The organism is uncultured Acetatifactor sp. (genome assembly GCF_948601915.1).
Lineage (GTDB): Bacteria > Bacillota > Clostridia > Lachnospirales > Lachnospiraceae > Acetatifactor.
This window is the reverse complement of record NZ_CAPDXS010000103.1, coordinates 1-20,166: the sequence shown is the minus strand read 5'-3', so window position 1 is coordinate 20,166 and position 20,166 is coordinate 1. Positions and strand designations below refer to the sequence as shown.

General features: G+C 60.0%; 15 protein-coding genes. 11 read left to right on the top strand and 4 right to left on the bottom strand.

The features are described from left to right. From Q2B33_RS16575 to Q2B33_RS24570, 3 genes are all read left to right on the top strand, one after another. The coding region (locus tag Q2B33_RS16575) for an acyl-CoA dehydratase activase-related protein (protein ID WP_300914117.1) at positions 1-4,064 on the top strand (4,064 nt) is incomplete at its 5' end. A 132-nt stretch (positions 4,065-4,196) separates the two neighbouring features. After that, positions 4,197-6,488 (top strand): hypothetical protein, encoded by a 2,292-nt coding sequence (locus Q2B33_RS16570; RefSeq protein WP_300565600.1) that lies wholly within the window; start codon positions 4,197-4,199, stop codon positions 6,486-6,488. Next, positions 6,489-6,761: a CD3324 family protein gene (locus Q2B33_RS24570; RefSeq protein ID WP_300565679.1), complete on the top strand. Its 273-nt coding sequence runs from the start codon at positions 6,489-6,491 to the stop codon at positions 6,759-6,761. Positions 6,762-6,835: 74 nt separating this feature from the next. On the opposite strand, the gene Q2B33_RS16560 is transcribed toward Q2B33_RS24570, so the two are convergent. The 3 genes from Q2B33_RS16560 to Q2B33_RS16550 all read right to left on the bottom strand — a co-directional run bounded on the left by Q2B33_RS16560 (position 6,836) and on the right by Q2B33_RS16550 (position 12,331). Beyond that, the gene (locus tag Q2B33_RS16560; protein ID WP_300565598.1) at positions 6,836-8,197 is read right to left on the bottom strand and encodes an MATE family efflux transporter; all 1,362 of its coding nucleotides are present in this window, start codon (positions 8,195-8,197) and stop codon (positions 6,836-6,838) included. A 261-nt stretch (positions 8,198-8,458) separates the two neighbouring features. Then, positions 8,459-8,698, bottom strand: a complete 240-nt coding sequence (locus tag Q2B33_RS16555; RefSeq protein WP_296463881.1) for a hypothetical protein — start codon at positions 8,696-8,698, stop codon at positions 8,459-8,461. Between the two features lie 132 nt (positions 8,699-8,830). After that, complete coding sequence (locus Q2B33_RS16550) at positions 8,831-12,331, bottom strand: DEAD/DEAH box helicase (protein WP_300565595.1); 3,501 nt, start codon at positions 12,329-12,331, stop codon at positions 8,831-8,833. 326 nt (positions 12,332-12,657) lie between these two features. Between Q2B33_RS16550 and proB the strand changes: the two genes are divergently transcribed. From proB to Q2B33_RS16530, 4 genes are all read left to right on the top strand, one after another. After that, entirely contained in the window at positions 12,658-13,461 is an 804-nt protein-coding gene (gene proB / locus Q2B33_RS16545) for a glutamate 5-kinase (protein ID WP_300565592.1), read from the top strand. Between the two features lie 312 nt (positions 13,462-13,773). After that, the gene (locus Q2B33_RS16540; RefSeq protein WP_300565590.1) at positions 13,774-15,024 is read left to right on the top strand and encodes a glutamate-5-semialdehyde dehydrogenase; all 1,251 of its coding nucleotides are present in this window, start codon (positions 13,774-13,776) and stop codon (positions 15,022-15,024) included. Positions 15,025-15,054: 30 nt separating this feature from the next. Continuing rightward, entirely contained in the window at positions 15,055-15,879 is an 825-nt protein-coding gene (gene proC / locus Q2B33_RS16535) for a pyrroline-5-carboxylate reductase (protein WP_300565588.1), read from the top strand. After that, complete coding sequence (locus Q2B33_RS16530; protein WP_300565586.1) at positions 15,876-16,772, top strand: YafY family protein; 897 nt, start codon at positions 15,876-15,878, stop codon at positions 16,770-16,772. Before proC ends, Q2B33_RS16530 begins: the two co-directional genes overlap by 4 nt. A gap of 13 nt (positions 16,773-16,785) precedes the next feature. Here Q2B33_RS16530 and Q2B33_RS16525 read toward each other — a convergent pair whose 3' ends face one another. Beyond that, positions 16,786-17,715, bottom strand: coding sequence for a hypothetical protein (locus Q2B33_RS16525; protein ID WP_300565584.1), 930 nt, complete (start codon positions 17,713-17,715; stop codon positions 16,786-16,788). A 148-nt stretch (positions 17,716-17,863) separates the two neighbouring features. On the opposite strand from Q2B33_RS16525, the gene Q2B33_RS24565 reads away from it, so the two are divergent. The 4 genes from Q2B33_RS24565 (at position 17,864) to Q2B33_RS16505 (ending at position 20,080) form a co-directional block, all read left to right on the top strand. Then, the gene (locus tag Q2B33_RS24565; RefSeq protein WP_334305367.1) at positions 17,864-18,448 is read left to right on the top strand and encodes a DUF3795 domain-containing protein; all 585 of its coding nucleotides are present in this window, start codon (positions 17,864-17,866) and stop codon (positions 18,446-18,448) included. Further along, entirely contained in the window at positions 18,400-19,044 is a 645-nt protein-coding gene (locus tag Q2B33_RS16515) for a hypothetical protein (protein WP_300565582.1), read from the top strand. Before Q2B33_RS24565 ends, Q2B33_RS16515 begins: the two co-directional genes overlap by 49 nt. A gap of 159 nt (positions 19,045-19,203) precedes the next feature. Further along, positions 19,204-19,647 (top strand): Rrf2 family transcriptional regulator, encoded by a 444-nt coding sequence (locus Q2B33_RS16510; protein WP_300565580.1) that lies wholly within the window; start codon positions 19,204-19,206, stop codon positions 19,645-19,647. A gap of 82 nt (positions 19,648-19,729) precedes the next feature. Continuing rightward, positions 19,730-20,080, top strand: coding sequence for a cupin domain-containing protein (locus Q2B33_RS16505; RefSeq protein WP_300565578.1), 351 nt, complete (start codon positions 19,730-19,732; stop codon positions 20,078-20,080). The last annotated feature ends 86 nt before the right edge of the window (positions 20,081-20,166 follow it).

Below are 20,166 nucleotides of genomic sequence, written 5' to 3'. Positions count from 1 at the left end.
ATCCCATGATCACGGGAAGCGGCGGCCTGACCCTGGCAAATTGCCTGGAGGTGCCCTTCACCCAGGAGGTCATCGCCGTGTCCTCCGCCCTGCTGGAGCTTGCGCCCAGGACGGACGTGGCCATCGAGCTGGGCGGCGAGGACGCGAAGATCATATATTTCGAGGGCGGCAATGTGGAACAGCGCATGAACGGCATCTGCGCCGGGGGCACCGGCTCCTTCATCGACCAGATGGCATCCCTAATCCAGACGGACGCCGCCGGGCTAAACGAATACGCCAAAAACTACAAGTCCCTCTACTCCATCGCCGCCCGCTGCGGCGTGTTCGCCAAGACGGACATCCAGCCCCTGATCAACGAGGGGGCCACAAAGGAGGATCTGGCCGCCTCCATCTTCCAGGCCGTGGTGAACCAGACCATCTCCGGCCTGGCCTGCGGCAAGCCCATCCGGGGATATGTGGCGTTCCTGGGCGGCCCGCTGCATTTCCTGTCGGAGCTCAAGGCGGCCTTCATCCGGACGCTGCATCTTGACGACAGGCACACCGTCAATACGGACAACTCCCATCTGTTCGCCGCCATAGGCTCCGCCCTGAACGCAAAGGAGGACGTCTCCTGCTCCATGGAGGAGATGCTGCGCAGGCTTTCCTCCGATATCAAGATGGAGTTCGAGGTAGAGCGCATGGAACCCCTTTTCGCCGACAGGGCCTCCTATGACGCTTTCAGGGAGCGCCACAGGAAAGCCCATGTGGGCACGGCCCGCCTGGCCGACTATAAAGGCAACGCGTTCCTGGGCATCGACGCCGGCTCCACCACCACCAAAATCGCTCTGGTGGGGGAGGACGGCTCCCTGCTCTATTCCTTCTACAGCAATAATGACGGCAGCCCTCTGAAGACCGCCATCCGCTCCCTGAAGGAGATCCATGAGCAGCTGCCGGAGGGCGTGCGCATCGTGCGCTCCTGCTCCACAGGCTACGGCGAGGCCCTGATGAAGGCCGCGTTCCTCCTGGACGACGGCGAGGTGGAGACCGTGGCCCATTACTATGCCGCCGCCTTCTTCAACCCCGATGTGGACTGCATCCTGGACATCGGGGGCCAGGACATGAAATGCATCAAGATCAAGGACCACGCGGTGGACAGCGTGCTGCTCAACGAGGCCTGCTCCTCGGGCTGCGGCTCCTTTATCGAGACCTTCGCCAAATCCCTGAACTACAGCGTGGAGGATTTCGCGGAGGCCGCCGTCTTCGCGGAGCATCCCATCGACCTGGGCACCCGCTGCACCGTGTTCATGAACTCCAGGGTGAAACAGGCCCAGAAGGAGGGCGCGGGGGTCCCGGACATCTCCGCGGGGCTGGCCTACTCCGTGATCAAGAACGCCCTGTTCAAGGTCATCAAGGTATCCGATGCCTCTGAGCTTGGGCGCAACATCGTCGTCCAGGGCGGCACCTTCTACAATGACGCCGTCCTGCGCAGCTTTGAGAAAATCGCGGACTGCCAGGCCATCCGGCCCGATATCGCGGGCATCATGGGCGCTTTCGGCGCGGCGCTGATCGCCAGGGAGCGCTTCGAGGAGGGCTACATGACCCATATGCTCTCCTACGAGAAGCTCTGCGCCCTGAAGTACGAGACCAGCATGGCGAAGTGCCGGGGCTGCACCAACAGCTGCCGCCTCACCATCAATAAATTCTCGGGAGGCCGTCAGTATATCTCCGGCAACCGCTGCGAGCGGGGCATCGGCGGACAGAAGAATGCCCACGATGTGCCCAATCTCTTCGACTACAAGTTAAAGCGCCTGTTCTCCTATGAGTCCCTGGCCCCGGACCAGGCTCCCAGGGGCACGGTGGGCATCCCCAGGGTGCTGAACATGTACGAGAACTATCCCTTCTGGCATACCTTTTTCACGAAGCTGGGATACCGGGTGGTCCTCTCCCCCAGCTCCAACCGCCAGATCTACGAGCTGGGCATCGAGTCCATCCCCAGCGAATCGGAGTGCTACCCAGCCAAGCTGGCCCACGGGCATGTGGAGTGGCTGATCAGGCAGAAGGTGGACTTCGTCTTCTACCCCGCCCTGTTCTATGAGCGGGACGAGGTGGAGGGGGCCACCAACCATTACAACTGCCCCATCGTCACCTCCTACTCCGAGAACATCAAGAACAATGTGGAGGCCATCGGAAACGGACAGGCAACGCTGCGCAATCCCTTCCTGTCCTTCCGGGACATCTCCACCGTCACGGAGGCCCTGACCAGGGAGTTCGCGGAGCTGCCCGCCAGGGAGGTGGCTGCCGCCGCGGCCGCCGGCTGGGAGGAGCTGGACCGCACCCGCATGGACATGAGGAAGAAGGGGGAGGAGACCATCGCCTGGCTCCAGGAGACCGGAAAGCGCGGCATCGTCCTGGCCGGACGCCCTTACCACATCGACCCGGAGATCAACCACGGCCTGCCGGAGATGATTGCCTCCTTCGACCTGGCGGTGCTGACGGAGGACTCCGTCTCCCACCTGGGCTGCCCGGAGAGGCCCCTGATTGTCTCGGATCAGTGGATGTACCACTCCAGGCTCTATGCCGCAGCCAGCTTCGTGCGGACGGTGGACTACCTGGACCTGATCCAGCTGAACTCCTTCGGCTGCGGCCTGGACGCGGTGACCACGGATCAGGTGAACGACATCCTGTCCGGCTCCGGCAAGATATACACCTGCCTGAAGATCGATGAGGTGAACAATCTGGGGGCCGCCAGGATCCGGGTGCGCTCCCTGCTCTCCGCCATCAAGGTGCGGGAGAAGAGCCATAAGGAGCGCACGCTCCACTCCTCCGCCATAGAGAAGGTGCCCTTCACCGAGCAGATGCGCAGGGACTATACCATCATCTGCCCCCAGATGTCCCCCATCCACTTCGAGATCATGCAGCCGGCCTTCAGCGCCTGCGGCTACAATTTCGTAGTCCTGGACAACGACAACCGCCATTCCGTGGATGTGGGGCTGAAATATGTGAACAATGACGCCTGTTACCCCTCCCTGCTGGTGGTGGGGCAAATCATGGAGGCCCTGCAGTCGGGACGATACGACCTGCACAAGACTGCCATCGTCATGAGCCAGACCGGAGGGGGCTGCCGGGCCACCAACTACGTGGGCTTCATCCGCAGGGCCCTGCAGAAGGCGGGCATGGAGCAGATTCCCGTGATTTCCCTGAACCTTGCCGGCATCGAGAGCAATCCCGGCTTCCACCTGAACGCCGACTTGCTGATCCGCGCGGCTCTGGCCGCCCAGTTCGGCGACATCTTCATGCGCTGCGTATACCGGATGCGCCCCTATGAAGCCACCCCGGGCAGCGTAGACGCTCTGCACAGGAAATGGGTAAAAAAAGTACAGGATTTCGTCTCCGCGAAGCATGTGAACCTGTTGGGATTCGGCAGGATGTGCCGGAACATCATCCGGGAGTTCGATGCGGTCCCCATCCTGGACGTCAAGAAGCCCCGGGTGGGCATCGTGGGGGAGATCCTGGTGAAGTTCTCCCCCGCGGGCAACAATCATCTGGTGGAGCTTCTGGAGAGCGAAGGGGCAGAGGCCATGGTGCCTGACCTGATGGACTTCATGCTCTACTGCTTCTACAACCAGATCTACAAGGCGGAGCATCTGGGCACCAGCAAAAAAACCGCCCGCGCCTGCGCCCTGGGCATCTGGGCCATAGAGCATGTGCTCCGTGGCAGCATGGTGAAGGAATTCCGGAAATCCAGGCACTTTACCCCTCCTTCGCCCATCCGGACAATCGCCTCCTACGCGGAGCCTATCGTCTCCATCGGCAACCAGACCGGAGAGGGATGGTTCCTCACCGGGGAGATGGTGGAGCTGATCCGCGAGGGCGTGCCCAACATCGTGTGCACCCAGCCCTTCGGCTGCCTGCCCAACCATGTGGTGGGCAAGGGGGTCATCAAGGCCCTGCGCAAGCGCTATCCGGAGTCCAATATCGTGGCCATCGACTACGACCCCGGCGCCAGCGAAGTGAACCAGCTGAACCGGATCAAGCTGATGCTGTCCACGGCACAGAAGAACCTGAACACTAAAGCCGAACACTAAAGTCCCGAAGGCGCACGAGAGGAACTTTCATGAGTGCACTTCGAATGAAAGTTTCTCTCAGGATGTGTGCGCCGAGCGGACTTTAGCTTTAGAGCCATCGCGCAGCGATTTTAATAAGAAAGGAAACGCACTATGCCAGGAATCGTCATCGAAAAACACAAGACCATCTGCAGCAGTGAACAGCCAATGACCACATTGTACCTGATTTCCCAGGGGCGAGTGGAGGTACAGTGCCCAGGAGGTTCCTATCAGATCCGAAACGGCGATGTGGCGGGCATCTGCGAGATATGCTCGGAGATACACTTTCTGACCTACACCGCCCTGGAGGACACCACCCTCATACCCTACCCCCTGACCAGCCTGGAGGCCCTGGGCAATCTCATGCAGGTGCGCCCCGAAATCGCCAAGCTGTTCCTCCTCTCCCTGCTGCGCCAGTTCGACGCCATGCTGGAGCAGTGTTCCGTGTCCGAGGTCAGCAGCGCCAATCTCTATCGCAGGCTTCAGACGGACTGCGCCCTGTACGCGGACCTGTGCGAGCGGCACAAGGCCCCCTCCCGGATCCCCCCGGAGGTGGAGGCGATCGCACCCAGCCTGGAGGACTCCTGCGATGAATGGCTGAGCAGGTATTATTCCGCGCTGCAGCGCATCTACATGGGCGCGGACGCAGGCGTGCTGCTGCAGGAGCCGGGGCTGTCCCTGGGGGCGCTCCGTAAGGGCTCCCTGGACCTGAACAAGTCCTACCGGGTGCTGGAGGCCCAGGCCCAGTACCGCTCCCAGATCATAGACTGCTATTTCAATCCCTCGGGGAACGACCTCTTCGATGCCATGACCAAGCTCTACTACCGCCTCCGCCAGGAGGGGCAGGACACAGGCGGGCTGTACGAAAGCATCTCCCAGATGCTCTGCCTGCCCGACGAATATGAAATCCCTCCCGAGGCCCAGGCCGAGACCCGTGTGGAAGCCTTCCGCCGGAAGGAGGGCGCCCTCCAGCATCCCCAGGCGTCCACAGGCACCGGGGACGGCTCCGATGCGGACATCCTCCAGCTCCTGGAGGGCTCCCTGGAGACCATCCTGGACTATGCCGGACTCGACGGCGACAAGGAAGCGGCCTTCCGGGAGCATGTGGTCCTCTACCGGGACACCAAGGACAAAAATTCCACGGACGACGAGTGCACCCGTCTGCGCAGGAAGCTCACGGACGAATTCTATCTCCTGTACACGGAGGTGTTCCTCCGCTCCCTGTCCGTGTCCGGCATGCCCCTCCCCGTGCGGATGTTCCTCTATTTCGGCTATGTGGACGAGAAGCTGGCAGGGGAAGACAACGCTGTCGCCCTCTACCGCCTGGCCAGCTATATGAGCGAGCCGGGCCAGATGGGCGTCTACACCTTCTACGACTGGCTGCTGGCCATCTATGACGGGGAGAAGAACCCCAGCCGCAGCGAGCTGGACGAGGATTACGACGACTTCGTCTACCTGCAGAAGAAAAAGAACAACCTCACCGCCGCACAGGTGGCCGAGCTGGAGAACGATTGCATGGCGAAGGTGCGCTATGAGCTGGAGAACCTCTTCCCCAGCGCCAACAAGGTGACCTATGGCCGGGTGACCACCTTCTGCCCCCTGTTCACCGCCGAGAACATGCTAAAGGACCTGCGGGACTCCTTCGTCACACCGGAAAAGATAGAGAGCGCCCTGACTATGCTGAAGAAGGTGGACTTCTCCGCCTTCTACCGTGAGACCATCGATTACGAGCTGGCCCAGGTCATGAACCGGGAGCCCATGCATGTGGAATACCTGCCCGACATCATCCTGATGCCCAACGCCGGAATCAGGGGCTCCCTGTGGCAGGAGATCGAGGGCCGCAAGCGCAACAGCCCCAGCCGCATGATCCTGCCCGCGTTCTACATGGAGAGCCTGGACACGGCAATCGTCCGCATGACCGGCGAATTCCGCTGGGAGATGTGCAAGCGCATCCAGAGCGGCCGCTGGAACGATGTGTCGGAGCCCTCCCTGACCAGCGAATACTTCGACTACATGCAGTTCTACAAGAAGAACACGGAGCTGAGCAAGGATGCCAAGGAGAAGCTGCAGAACAGCCTGGTTCGGGCCAAGAACAGCTTCCGGGAGATGTTCGTCAGGGACTATATCACCTGGATTTTCTACGAGAGCAGCGGCTCGGCCAGGATGAACAAGGTGGCACGCCGAATCCTGTTCCTGTACTGCCCTCTCCCCGCCTCCATGGACGCAGGGTTGGAGCAGAACCCCATGTTCTCGGAGCTGCTCAGCCGCCAGCGGATCCTGTCCGGACAGCGGGTGCAGAAGCTGAGCATGCTGCGCCAGAAGCTGCGCAACAGCAACACCCCGGTGCCGGACTACCTGGAGCAGGAGATCGCCTTCGCGTCCAGGAAGCTGGAGGCCAGTCAGTAAATCCCCGGAGGGAATGGAAGAAAGCATAAAAACGCCCAGGACATCCTGCCGGACAGGCTCCTCAGGGAGCTGCAGCGGTATGTCTCCGGCGAGACCCTGTACATTCCCAGCGCAGAGCCGAAAAAGCCCTGGGGGGAGACCTCCGGGGCCCGGGCATATTATAAGAAGCGGAATGCGGAAATCCGGGAAAGCCATCAGGCCGGGGCGGACGCGGAGAGCCTTGCGGAGCTCTATCATCTGTCCCTGGACTCCATCCGGAAGATACTGCGTTGACGATGCCCCACCGTCCGGGCTGTGACGGTGGGGCATTGCCATGTCCTTTTTTACGGAAGTCCGGTACACCGGAACTAAGCCCTCTCCCGGCTCTCCGGATCCGAAAGCTGCTTCGTGAGCGTCCTGCGCACATGGAAGTAGGCCGGAATCAGGAACAGGTCCGCGAACAGCCATGCCAGCGGGTTCCCCAACGCCACTCCCGTGAATCCAAGCATGGGCACCAGCGCGAATCCCACGATGCCTCTGGCCACCATCTCGAACACACCCGCCAGGATGGCGAAGGCGGGGAATCCCATGCCCTGTATCAGGAAGCGTATGATATTCACCAGGGCCAGCAGGGCGTAGAAAGCGGTATTGTAGATCATCAGCATCCGGGCGTTGCCGATGATCTCGCCCTCGGAGGCCTCCAGGAACAGCTCCGCCAGCGGCCTGCCCAAAAAGACGCTCACCAGCAGCGCGATCACGGAGTACCCTATCCCCAGCATGACGCAGGATTTCAGTCCCTGGCCGATGCGGTCCAGCCGCTTCGCCCCGATGTTCTGCCCGCCGTAGGTGGCCATGGTGGAGCCCATGGCATCAAAGGGGCAGGCCAGGAACCCGTTGATCCGCCCCGAAGCGGTGACGGCGGCCACGGCCCCGGAGCCCAGCGTATTGGTGGCGCTCTGGAGGATCACGCTGCCGATGGCCGTGACGGAATACTGCAGCCCCATGGGCACCCCCATGCCGCACAGCATCCTCATCCTATGGCCGTCCGGCCTCCACTCCTCCCGCCGTATCCGCAGGATCTCGAACTTCTTCACCATGAACAGCAGACAGCAGGCCCCCGACACCCCCTGGGAGATCACGGTGGCCCAGGCCGCCCCCTGCACTCCCATATGGAGGTTCACGATGAAGAAAAGGTCCAGCCCCACGTTCAGGAAGGAGGACATCACCAGGAAGATCACCGGCGTCCTGCTGTCCCCCAGGGCCCGTATGACGCCGGAGGTCATATTGTAGAGGAAGGTCACCGGAATCCCCAGAAATATTACCCATATGTAGTCATGAGACCTGTCGATGATGTCCGCGGGCGTGCGCATCCAGACCAGGATCTGCCTGGCCAGCGAGGCGGTGAGCAGGGTCAGCACTGCCGCGAATCCCAGGGACAGCCAGACGCAGTTGGCCACATACCTGCGCAGGTCCTCAAAGTCCCGTGCGCCGAACTTGTGGGCCACAGGGATGGAGAATCCGCTGCACACGCCCATGCAGAAGCCGATGATCAGGAAGTTCACGGAGCCCGTGGCCCCCACTGCCGCCAGGCTGTCCGTGCCCAGGATGCGGCCTACGATCACCGTATCCACCAGGCTGTAGAACTGCTGGAACAGGAATCCGAATAAAAGCGGAACGGAAAATCCCAGGATCAGTTTCATGGGGCTTCCCTGCGTCATATCTTTCGTCATGTCCATACCTCTTTTCCGAAATCCCCTGCCCATCGACGATGAGGCGGAGGAGATTGTTTCCGACAAAGTATATGCTTTCTCCCGGAAAAGTGCAATGTACTTTTTTGCCCGAAATCCCTTCCCCTATGTACTATTTTGCGTTCCGAGGCACTTGCGCCGCCCAGGCTTACATGCGGAAAATCCGGGGCAGCTCTCTCCTGTCCCCGGATTCTCCATAGGCGAAACATTTCCAGCCATTTTTCTATTCCCATTACATCCGCGCTAGGAGGCGGCCTGCTCCCTGCGCTCCAGATACTCCTGCAGAACCTCCGCCACTTCCTCCGGCCCCAGTCCCGACTCGGCCATGATGTCGCTCACGGCCTCCAGCTCCTTGCGCTTCTTCTCCATATACAGCTCCTCCAGCTCCCGCTTCTCCGACTCCACTCTGGTCTCCAGAGCCTCGATGAGCTCCTGCTTTGCCGCTATCTTTTCCTCAATGGTCTTACGCTGTCCTCTTGCCATAGACTTCTCCTTTCACAGAACTGTTTTAAGTCCTTTTCTACCAGTATATGGACAAGATATGGAAAATATTCCCCTGTACGAAAATTTTTTTCCGGGCCTGTATACCGATGCAAGGATTCCTGCGCCGGGGCACTAGGAAAGCAGGGACAAAAAGTCCTCCTTGGTCATCCCGCCCAACTGCCCCGCGTCCCCGGAGATCACCTGCTCCGACAGGGCACGCTTGCTCTCCTGGAGCTCCTGTATCTTCTCTTCCACGGTGCCCTTCGCTATCAGCCGGTACACCACTACCATCTTCGTCTGGCCGATGCGGTGGGTGCGGTCCGTGGCCTGGTTCTGCACCGCCAGGTTCCACCAGGGATCGTAGTGGATGACCACGTCCGCCCCCGTCAGGTTCAGGCCCACGCCTCCCGCCTTCAGGGAGATCAGGAATACCTTGGTGTCGTCCCCGTTGAAGGCCTTCACCAACTGCAGGCGCTTCTCCTTGGGGGTGGCCCCGGTGATGGTATAGAAGCTGACCTGCTCCTGATCGAGGCGCTTCCCAATCAGCTCCAGCATGGAGGTGAACTGGGAGAACAGCAGTATCTTGTGGCCGCCCTCCACGGCGCTGCGCACCAGGTCCACGCAGGCCTCCAGCTTGGCGGACTCGCCCCGGTAGTCCTCAAAGCACAGCCCCGGGTCGCAGCAAATCTGCCGCAGCTTCATCAGCTCCGCCAGAATCTGTATCTTGTTCCGCTGGAACTCCTGGGCGTCCTGCATGCCGATCCGCTGCTTCATATTGACTACCTGCGCGTCATACAGTTTCTGCTGTCCGGAATCGAACTTCACGTACCGGTTCTCCTCCAGTTTCTCCGGCAGGTCCTTCAGCACGTTCTCCTTCATCCTGCGCAGGATAAAGGGCCCTGTCATGCGCTGCAGCCGCTCCAGCGCCCCCTGGTCCTCATTTCGGACAATGGGGGCCTCGAAGTCGCTCCGGAACACATCATACCCGTACAGATATCCCGGAATCAGGAAATCGAAGATGCTCCACAGCTCGCTGAGCCGGTTCTCGATGGGCGTCCCTGTCAGGGCATAGCGGGTCCTGCTCTTCACCGCCTTCACCGCCTTGGCTGCCGCCGTGGTATGGTTCTTGATATACTGGGCCTCATCGATGATGTGATAGCTGAACTCCTTGTCCTCGTAATTCTCGATGTCCCGCTTCAGCAGGTCGTAGGAGGTCACCACCACATCGTACTCCCGGTAATGGGAAAGCTTCTCCCGTCTCTCCTCCTGTCCCCCGGTGATGAAGCAATGGGAGAGCTGGGGCGCGAAAGCGCGTATCTCCTCGCCCCAGTTGTACACCAGCGAGGCGGGCGCCACCACCAGCGCCGTGCCCTCCTTCCCCTCCTGCCTGGCCGCCAGCAGCACGGCCAGCACCTGGATGGTCTTGCCCAGGCCCATGTCGTCCGCAAGGATTCCCCCCAGGCCGTAAGCCTCCAGGGTCCGAAGCCATCTGTAGCCGTTCCTCTGGTAGCCCCTCATGATCTCCCGCAGGGTGGGCGGCTCCTCGAAATCCGCGTCGTTAACGGTCTTGAAGTCCTTCACCATCTCCCGGAAATGGCTGTCCCGGGTGCTGTAGATCTCCTCGTTCTTCTCCAGCAGCTTGTCCAGGTACAAAGCCCGGTACAGGGGAAGCTTTACATTGCCCTTCAAAAGTTCCCTGGGGCTCATCCGCAGGGAATCCGCCATCTCCGCCAGGGTCTGCAGGGCGTCCTGCTCCAGGCTCAGGAAATCCCCGTTCCGCAGCCTGTAGTATTTCTTTTTCTGTCTGTAGCTCTTCAGGATGTCCAGCAGCTCCTCTGGCGGCACGTCCTGGGTGGCGATGTCCAGGTTCAGCAGGTTTTTGGACACGGATATGCCCACGCTCATCCGCACCCTGCGCCCGATGTTCAGGTTGGTGAACCGCCTGGTGCACTGCACCTCCCCCAAAGCCAGCAGCGCGTCCACGCCCTTGTCCAGCACCTGGAACATGAGCCCCTCATCCCCCAGGCAGCTCAGCTCCTTCTCCCTGCTGTCCCAGTAGGGGAACCACTGCCTGGCCAGGAACAGGGCCTCCTCCTCCCTGGTGCCCTCTCTAAAGGGCTCCAGCGGCCCCTCCCTGTCGCCGAAGTCCACCACCCGGAATTCCTGCTCCCCATACCTGGCCCCTACCCGGCAGCTCATATTGTCGTCCGCCGCGTCCAGATAGAACACGAACCGGGCCTGGGGCGGCAGGAAGGCCGCTATCTCCTCGGCGTTCTCCTCCATGATGTCCACCGCGCCCTCCAGCTGGGGCAGCACGGAATAATAGAACTGGGGCAGCTTGTTCCTGCCCACCTGGAAGGACAGCGCGCCCCCGTTGAAGAACTGGGCCATGATGCGGATCTTCTGCAGGAATTCCGTATCCAATCTGCACAGCCCCGCCTCGCAGATGTAGTAGGCCGTGCCCACCCCGTAGAAAAGCCGGGGCATGCGGCAGTCCACCGTGATACCATGGAACTCCCTGGGCCGCCCCAAGTCGTTCTTGCGGATGGTCATGGATATCTTCGGATTCTGCTCCTTCGCATACAGGGTCGTCTTCCATTTCGTATCGCTGTCCCTGTCCTCGTATTCCAGGGGATTCTCTCCCAGCAGCCCGTAGAGCTCGTCCAGCCGCCAGCCGCTCAGGGCCAGCTCGCCGTCCTTGGAGGCGGCCCGCCTGGAATAGCTGTTGGCCTCTATCATCCTCCGCTCGAAGTTCAGCTCCTCCTTCACGATCCTGCCGATGAAGTCGATCCATGGCCTGGATTTTTCCGTAAAATTGGAGATGCTGTGGTTCAGGCTGGTGCTGCTGCCATAGGAGGCGGTCTTGGACTCCTGGACATTGGTGTAGAACTCGAAGAGATCCTTCACCACGAACAGCTTCTTCTCCCCCACCTTGAAGGAGACCTTCAGCTCCCCGTTCTTCAGGACCACCCGGGGAACCAAAGTCATGCTCTCCGCCTTTCCTATGGCATCCGACATCACGGTATTGGCATGGCTCTCATAAAAGGCCCTTATGAGCTGCATCCCCCGCCAGTCCGTGGCGTCCCCCAGGTTCTTGTCCCTGAGGTTCTCCTCCACCCGCTGCAGCAGCGCTCCCAGATAGGCGCAGTACTCCCTCCTGTAATACATGCTGTAGTAATGCTTTCTGCACTCCGCGCACTGGCACTCCGCATACAGAGCGCTGTCCCTGTTAAAAAGGATGCGGACGGGGAAGACCGCCTTCCCCTCCCTGCCCTCTCCCACGGCGTCGCCCACCAGCTCGTTCCTGCCCTGGGCGTATCCGCTCTGGACATCCTGGAGGCTTACCTTGTCCTCCCGGCACAGCGCCTCCGCCTTCTGGGCCACTGCCTTGGTCAGCCGCATGGTCTTCCTGATGGCCGCCATGTCGAAATACTGGTAGCGTCCAAGCTCCGCGTAATCCGCAAGGCTCCGCTTCCCCGCCTCCGGGGTATCCTCTTCCTCCTGCCGGTTCAGGACGATATATTCCTGCTCCGTCTGTCCGTCTTCCCTGCTTTCAGCCGCGCTCTTTACGTCCTCCACAGCATTTGCGGCATCTTTTCTTCCAGCTCCTGTGGCCGGCCGCCTCTTCTGCATCCCCATTCCTCTCCGCTCTCTTTCCGCAGCTTATCTGCTTCTTCTATAAAGCAAATACCCCGCTGCAAGCAACGGGGCATCAAGCTTGCAACGCTGCAGAGCAGCGGGGTATTTGACCCTCGCGGCATTCGCCAACTGGCCGTGCAAGCACGGCCGCTTGACTCATTGCTCGCGGGAATAAAGAATCTTCCCTTTCCTCACATTATAGCAAAATATCGTTTCTATTACAATTGTTGTTTTCTTTTAAAATGACTTGTGCTATACTGGGATCAGTTTTTTCACGGGCAGCACACGGCCCGCATTTTATACGAGGGAGGCATGAGCCTTTGAGACAGGACGAAAAGCGAATCGTAGTGAAAGTAGGGACTTCCACCCTGACCCATGAATCCGGCGCGCCGAACCTGCGGCGCATGAACCATCTGGCCCGGATTCTCTCGGACCTGCACGGGATGGGGCATGAGGTGATATTGGTGTTCTCCGGCGCCATCGCGGTGGGCACCTCCAGGCTGGGCCTGCCGGAGCGCCCCGGGGAGCTTCGGATGAAGCAGGCGGCCGCCGCGGTGGGACAGTGCCAGATGATGCACATCTTCGACCAAAGCTTCTCCGAGTACAGCCAGTCCGCCGCCCAGATCCTGCTCACCGGGGAGGATGTGGAGGACCAGGGCAGGCGGGAGCATCTGAAAGGGACCTTCTTTGCATTGCTTGAGATGGGCGTCATCCCGGTGGTGAACGAGAACGACTCCGTCTCCTCCGCCGAGATTGAGACCGGGCGGCACAAGGTGCTGGGGGACAACGATACCCTCTCCGCAATCGTGGCGAAGCTGTGCCGGGCCAATCTCCTGATACTGCTCAGCGATATCGACGGCCTCTATGACGCGGATCCGAAGTCCAACCCGGAGGCAAAGCTGCTGCACCGGGTAGCCGCCCTGACCCCGGAGATCCTGGAGATGGCCGGAGGCGCGGGCACCTGGCGGGGCACCGGCGGCATGGCCACCAAGCTCTCCGCAGCCCGCATCGCCATGGAGGCGGGCTGCGACATGGTGATCGCCAACGGGGCACGCATGGAGGACCTCTACGGCATCGTGGAGGGGCAGGAGATCGGCACCCGCTTCCTGGCGGCTGGATCCTGAAGCGGCGCGGCGGCATGGCTGGCAGACGAAATTTTTCCATCTGCGCGGCGGCAATCCAATGGCTTGTCTGCATGCAAGCTATTGCAATGCAGCCGGGCCATTGGATCAGCACCCCACTTCCAAATGAGCAAAACGCGCCTGCGAATGCAGACGCAAGAGCGCGCAGGCGCGAGTTTTGCGAATGCGGGAGCGGGCAGACGCAGTATCAGTTAAACGCGGAGGGGCGTAGGCGGGCCCCGGGGCGGATGCCCTCTGAATCGTCCGACCGCAACTACGGAAATCTTTTACCGAGACAAACCAGGAGGAGACTACATGACCATCTTACAACAGCAGGGGCAGGCCGCAAAATCCGCCGCCTACCCCCTGGCCACCGCGGGCACGGCGAAAAAGAACGCCGCCCTGCAGGCCATGGCGAACATACTCACAGACAGGCAGGCGGAGTGGCTGCAGGCCAATGCCCGGGACATAGCCGCCGCCAGGGAGGCCGGGATGCGCCCCTCTCTGCTGGACCGGCTGGCATTGACGGCGGAGCGCATCGCAGGGATAGTGGACGGGATTCGGCAGATCTGCGCCCTCCCCGACCCCATCGGACGGGTGGACAGGATGGAGACCCGGCCAAACGGGCTGATCATCGGCAGGCGCAGGGTGCCCCTGGGCGTCATCGCCATCATCTACGAGGCCCGGCCAAACGTCACCGTGGACGCAGCGGCGCTGTGCCTGAAGTCAGGCAATGCCTGCATCCTGCGGGGCGGTAAGGAAGCCATCCACTCAAACCGCTGCGCAGCGTCCCTCATGCGGGAGGCCCTTGTGTCCGTGGGGCTGCCCGCGGACTGTATCAGCCTGGTCCAGGACACCAGCCGGGAGAGCGCAAATGAGCTGATGCACCTGGACGGCTATGTGGACGTCCTGATCCCCCGGGGCGGGGCCGGCCTGATCCGGGCAGTGGCGAAGGAGGCCAGCGTCCCCGTCATCCGCACCGGCGAGGGGGTCTGCCATATCTATGTGGACAGCGAGGCGAACCTGGACATGGCCGCGGAGATCCTCTACAATGCCAAGTGCTCCCGCCCCTCCGTGTGCAACGCAGTGGAGTGCGTGCTGGTGCAGGAGGACATCGCCGGAGCCTTCTGGGCGAAGGCCCTGCCCCTGCTTGACAGGCATGACGTAGAGCTGCGGGCAGACGGACAGGCCCTGGGTGTCCTGGGCGGACGGGCCCTCCCCGCGTCGGAGAAGGACTGGGACGCGGAGTACGACGACTACATCCTGGCGGTACGGACTGTCAGGGACTGCCAGGAGGCCGTCTCCTTCATCAATGCCCACGGCACAGGCCATTCCGAATGCATCGTCACGGACAATTACTTCAAGGCCCAGCGCTTCCTGGACGCCGTGGACGCCGCGGCGGTATATGTCAACGCCTCCACCCGCTTCACGGACGGCGGCGAGTTCGGCCTGGGGGCGGAGATCGGCATCTCCACCCAGAAGATGCATGCCAGGGGCCCCATGGGGCTGGAGGAGCTCACCAGCAGCAAGTATGTAATCTACGGAGAAGGCCAAATCAGGGAATGACCCTGAGGAGAAAGCAGGAGGGAATGTCATATGGATAAGAACAGTACGGTTTTTGGATTCATCGGCACGGGCAACATGGGCGGCGCCCTGGCCCAGGCCGCCAGGCATACTATAGAAGGTTCCCGGATTCTCCTGGCCAACCGCTCCCCGGAGAAGGCGCTGGCGCTGTCCAAGGCGCTGGAGGCCCGGGTCTCGGACAATCAGGAGATCGCCAAGGAGGCGGACTTCATCGTCCTGGGCGTGAAGCCTCAGCTCATGGAGGAGGTGCTGGCCCAGATCAGCCCTGTGCTGGCGCTTCGCAGGAGCCCCTTCCTTCTGGTGACCATGGCCACGGGGCTGACCATCGCCCGAATCCGGGAGCTGGCGGGCAGAAGCTACCCCGTGATCCGCATCATGCCCAACACCCCGGTGTCCATCGGGGCGGGAATGGTGCAGTACGCCTGCAGCGAGAATGTGGCGGACAGCGACCTGCAGGCCTTCCTGGAGGCCTTCGCCTGGGCCGGAAGGTTCTCCTCCATCCCGGAATTCCGGATGGACGCGGGCTCCGCCGTCTCCGCCTGCGGCCCAGCCTTCGCGGACATCTTCCTGGAGGCCATGGCGGACGGCGGGGTGGCCTGCGGCCTGTCCAGGGAGCAGGCCATGGAGCTGGCGGCCCAGATGCTCTTAGGCACCGCCAAGCTGGCCCTGGAATCCGGCCAGCATCCCGCCGCCTTGAAGGATGCCGTCTGCTCCCCCGGCGGCACTACCATACAGGGCGTGCGCAGGCTGGAGGAGGCGGGCTTTCGGGGAGCTGTCATCGATGCGGTCATCGCGTCCTATGAGAGGACGCTGGAGCTGAGCCCGACACACCCATGAAAATATACCGCCTGATCGGCATCATCACCACCCTGCAGCAGCAAAAGACCGTCACAGCCCCCTACCTGGCCGAGAAGTTCGAGGTGTCCCGCCGCACCATCAACCGGGACATCGAGGACATCTGCAAAGCCGGCATTCCCCTGGTCACCACCCAGGGGGCGGGCGGCGGCATCTCCATCATGGAGGGTTTCTCCCTGGACACCACCGTCTTCACCAAACAGGAGCTGGCGGCCATCTTCACGGGACTAAAGTCCCTGGACAGCGTCTCCCGCTCCGCCTCCGGTGAAACCCTGGCCCGGAAGATCGGCGGCAGCCAGGCCGTCAGCCTGGACGACCATATGGCCATCGACCTGGCCTCCCACTACAAGGACGACCTGGCCTCCAAACTGGAGCAGATGAAAGCCGCCATCCAGGCGTCCCGGTGCATCTCCTTCCGCTATTACTACGAAAAGGGCGAGGCGGACAAGCTGATAGAGCCCTGCCTGCTGGTCTTCAAATGGTCTGACTGGTACGTCTTCGGCTTCTGCAGACAGCGGCAGGACTTCCGTCTGTACAAGCTGCGCCGCCTGTGGAACCTGGAGGTGACGGAGGAGCCCTTCTCCCCCAGGGAAATCCCGGAGGAGAAAAAGCGCTTCGGCTCCCACATGACGAACGACTACATGGTCGCCGCCCTCTACGACCCCTCCCTGAAATACCGCCTGGTGGAGGAATACGGCCCCGCCTGCTTCACCCCGCAGGAAGACGGCAGGCTCTATGCGGAATGGGGCTTCACCACCCGGGAACAGGCCGTGGAATGGTTCCTGCGCTTCGGCAGAAAGGTGAAAGTCCTGGGGCCGCCGGAGATGGTGGAGCGGATGAAAGCCGAACTGGACGCCGCCCGGGATTTATACTGAGAACGATCTCTGATCAGCGGTATTTTGCCGCCATTTCTTTACAGCTCTCTGCAAAAAGCGACCGGGCGACTGTCTGCACTGTCTCAATGGGGAGCCCGGCCAGCCTGCCGCGGTCTTTTTTCAGGCATATCTCGAATCCTCTTACAATGTGCTCAGCGGATAATCTGTGCCCATTGTCTGCCCTTGTTGCGTCGGCCTGACTCACGAAACGCTCCAACATCCTCCGCTCTTTGGAGTAAATCAGTTCCACCAGCTTGGCCCGGTATTCCAACTCCTTGTTTGTGATGTCCTTATAGCGGGCCTGGTCCATGGCGTGCTGGGCTTCGTGCTTCAGGAGGGACACCTGGAAATCTTCTGACTCCAGATCCCAGGCGGCTCTGACGCAGTGAATCAGACCGTCGCCGTTGGACCATCCTCCGGTACCTGTCTCGCCGAAGGAAATGTAATCCAGCCAGCTTTTCATGATGAACCCATCCAGAAATTTAACAGCGTAGTCCTGCGTACCCTCCGGCAGCTCCACCTTGTAATGCCTCAGTTCCTCGACTTTCCATATGTAAGGACCGTAGTACCCACTGGTCCGTCCCATCAGGGCATGGAACGACTTCCGGCGGAATGCTGCTCCGGCCATTTCCTCCAACTTGTCCAGCGAAAAATCGGGCGCAGTCCGGAACCGTTCTGCCAACCGTTCCCGCAGCCGCTGCGCGGCCTCCTCAGCAGAGAGCTCCAGATAAAAGGCATCCCGGTAATATTTTTGATAGATCAGGAGTATTTCGTTCAGTTCCCCGTCCACATCGTAAGTAAGGTAGTGTTCCTTCTGATACAAGTCCATGCCCTTTTGATACAGTGCTGCCGCTTCCGGGAACTGTTCCAAATACGCCATCGCTTCCCGAAGGCGCCCCTTTACAATCATCCCGCGCAGAATGTCTTTCGAAAATTTCTTCATAGTGAAAGCCCCTCAAATCCCTCTTTATCGAATTGACCCGCCTAAAGTATAGCACAAATCCAGCCAGCGTTCAATTCCCACCGCAGGGCCTTTACCTGCTTTGCAAGCAGTGATAAGCCAACAAAGCGCCAGGGACAATTCCGGCGTTATGCAATATACCTCTCAACATGACATACAGTTGTCATGTTCAAAATGGTATAGTGGAGGAAAAAAGGAGGTAACTGACATGGTTGATTCAAGATGCGGACTGCACTGCACCGGGTGCGGATACAAGGAGACATGCAACTGCGGCGGCTGTATCGAGACAGAGGGACGCCCTTTCCACGGGGAATGCCCCGTAGCCAAATGCTGCCAGGAGAAAGGCTTCCTGCACTGCGGCCAATGCCCGGACATCCCCTGCGACATGCTGACCGACTATTCCTGCGACCCGGAACACGGCGATACGCCCCATGGAGCCCGAATCGAGCAATGCCGAGCCTGGCAACAGCGCGGACAATGCCTGACCCCATACAGAACCAAAGCATCAGGCTCCAGGACGCATTGCCCGAAACCCGGCCTTTCCTCTGCCGCTTACCACCAGATGCCCAAACCTGACATCGGCGCCCAAGAGCAGCAAAAAACAGCGCCAACACCAGAAACAAACGAAAGGAAGAACAGAAACGGACGAAAAAATCCTCTCTGCGCATGGAGCGCCAGTGTCTCCTCCGAAAAGCGGACGAAACCGAGTACATAGCCCTGTACCAGGACACCCAGCCCGGCCAGAACGTATACTGGCACGGCTTCGGGGAACCTCCCGTCCTCTCCTTCCGCGCCGCTTTCGACGACATGGAGTTCAACCGGCAGCGCCAGCTGCAGCGGAAGCTTGTGAAAGGGCGGTTTGCGGGCGGCAACCTGGGATGGGTCATGGCCGAGGACATGGAACTGTTCGCCTGCCTATACAGCAAGCCCCTGACCCGCCCCACCCCCCAGCAGTCGGAAGTCCTCACCCTCATCGAAAACGCCGGCCCTTTCAACATACAGCAGCTCAAGGAAGAGACCGGATTGCTGGTGAAACAGATCACCCCCATCCTACACCGGCTCCAGGAAGCCTTTCTGCTCTACGAAGACCAGTATGACGGAGAGTGGGACAGGGGATGGTATCGATTCGCGGAGATGTTCCCTGACGTGGACACCCGGAGATACAGCAAAACGAAGGCTTTGAAAATCCTGCTCCAGCGGTTCGCCTACCGAACCGTATGGTTCGATGCCGCCATGGCAAAGGCCTTTTACCGCGTGCCTGAAAAGGAGATTCGAAAGGCCGCAGAGAGGAAATCCTCGAAGCCGTCCTGAACCTAAATCCTCTTCCGCTCCATTCCATCCGGATTCGATAACAGCGCCTCCCCTCTCAAAATCCCTAAGCCCTAAAAACAGCATTGAGAAATCAGCCTATGTCTGCTATACTCTATCATAAAAAGACGGTCGTTCCTGACGACACAGACGAGGTGCCCCATGCAGATTTCCAGCAGATTTACCATTGCCGTCCACGTACTCATTTGTATTGAGACCTTTAAAGAAGAACACAAAATAACCAGCGACTTCCTTGCATCCAGCGTAAACGCAAACTCTGTCATCATCAGAAAGCTGCTGCAGCAATTGAAGAAAGCCGGAATCGTAGCTGTCATACGAGGCAGCGGCGGCGCGGATATCTGCAAGTCCCTGGATGCCATTACGCTGTTCGATGTCTATGAAGCTGTTGAGTGCGTAGAGGACGGAAAGCTCTTCCATTTTCATGAAAATCCCAACCCGCTCTGCCCTGTGGGCCGGAATATCCACTCTATTTTAGATGCACGGCTGGAACAGATACAAATGGCATTGGAAAAAGAAATGAAGTCAGTGACGATACAGGATATCGTAAATGACAGTCAGAAAATGATTGCAGAAGAAAAAGTTTAATGTAACTATTGACATTACAACCAGTCAGTGTTATAAATATAGTTGTAACAAATATTATTACAACAAGACTGGAGGTAATACCATGGCAAATTTTAACAAAGTAAGCGTAAGGCCGGAAGCGAGGACAGAGCTTCATGACCTGCTCGGTCTGACTGGCGCAGAGGTAAGCGTCAATCATCTTCCGGCAGGCGCAGGAGTGCCCTTCGTCCATTCCCACAGGAAAAATGAAGAAATCTACGCCATCCTATCCGGAAGCGGCAAAGCTGTCATTGACGGGGAGACAGTGGCGCTCACGGCAGGGGACTGGATCCGCGTCTCTCCTGCCGCAAAGCGCCAGTTTTTCGCAGCCGAGGATTCGGCCATCAGTTATGTCTGCATCCAGGTAAAGGAGAATTCCCTTGAGGGTTATACGCAGGATGATGCAGTAGTATAACCTATAAGAACTTACAGTTACCTTAGCCGATTGACTATAGGAAGCTGCACTTGCTTCCTATAGCATAACCTAAACAGGCGATGGGG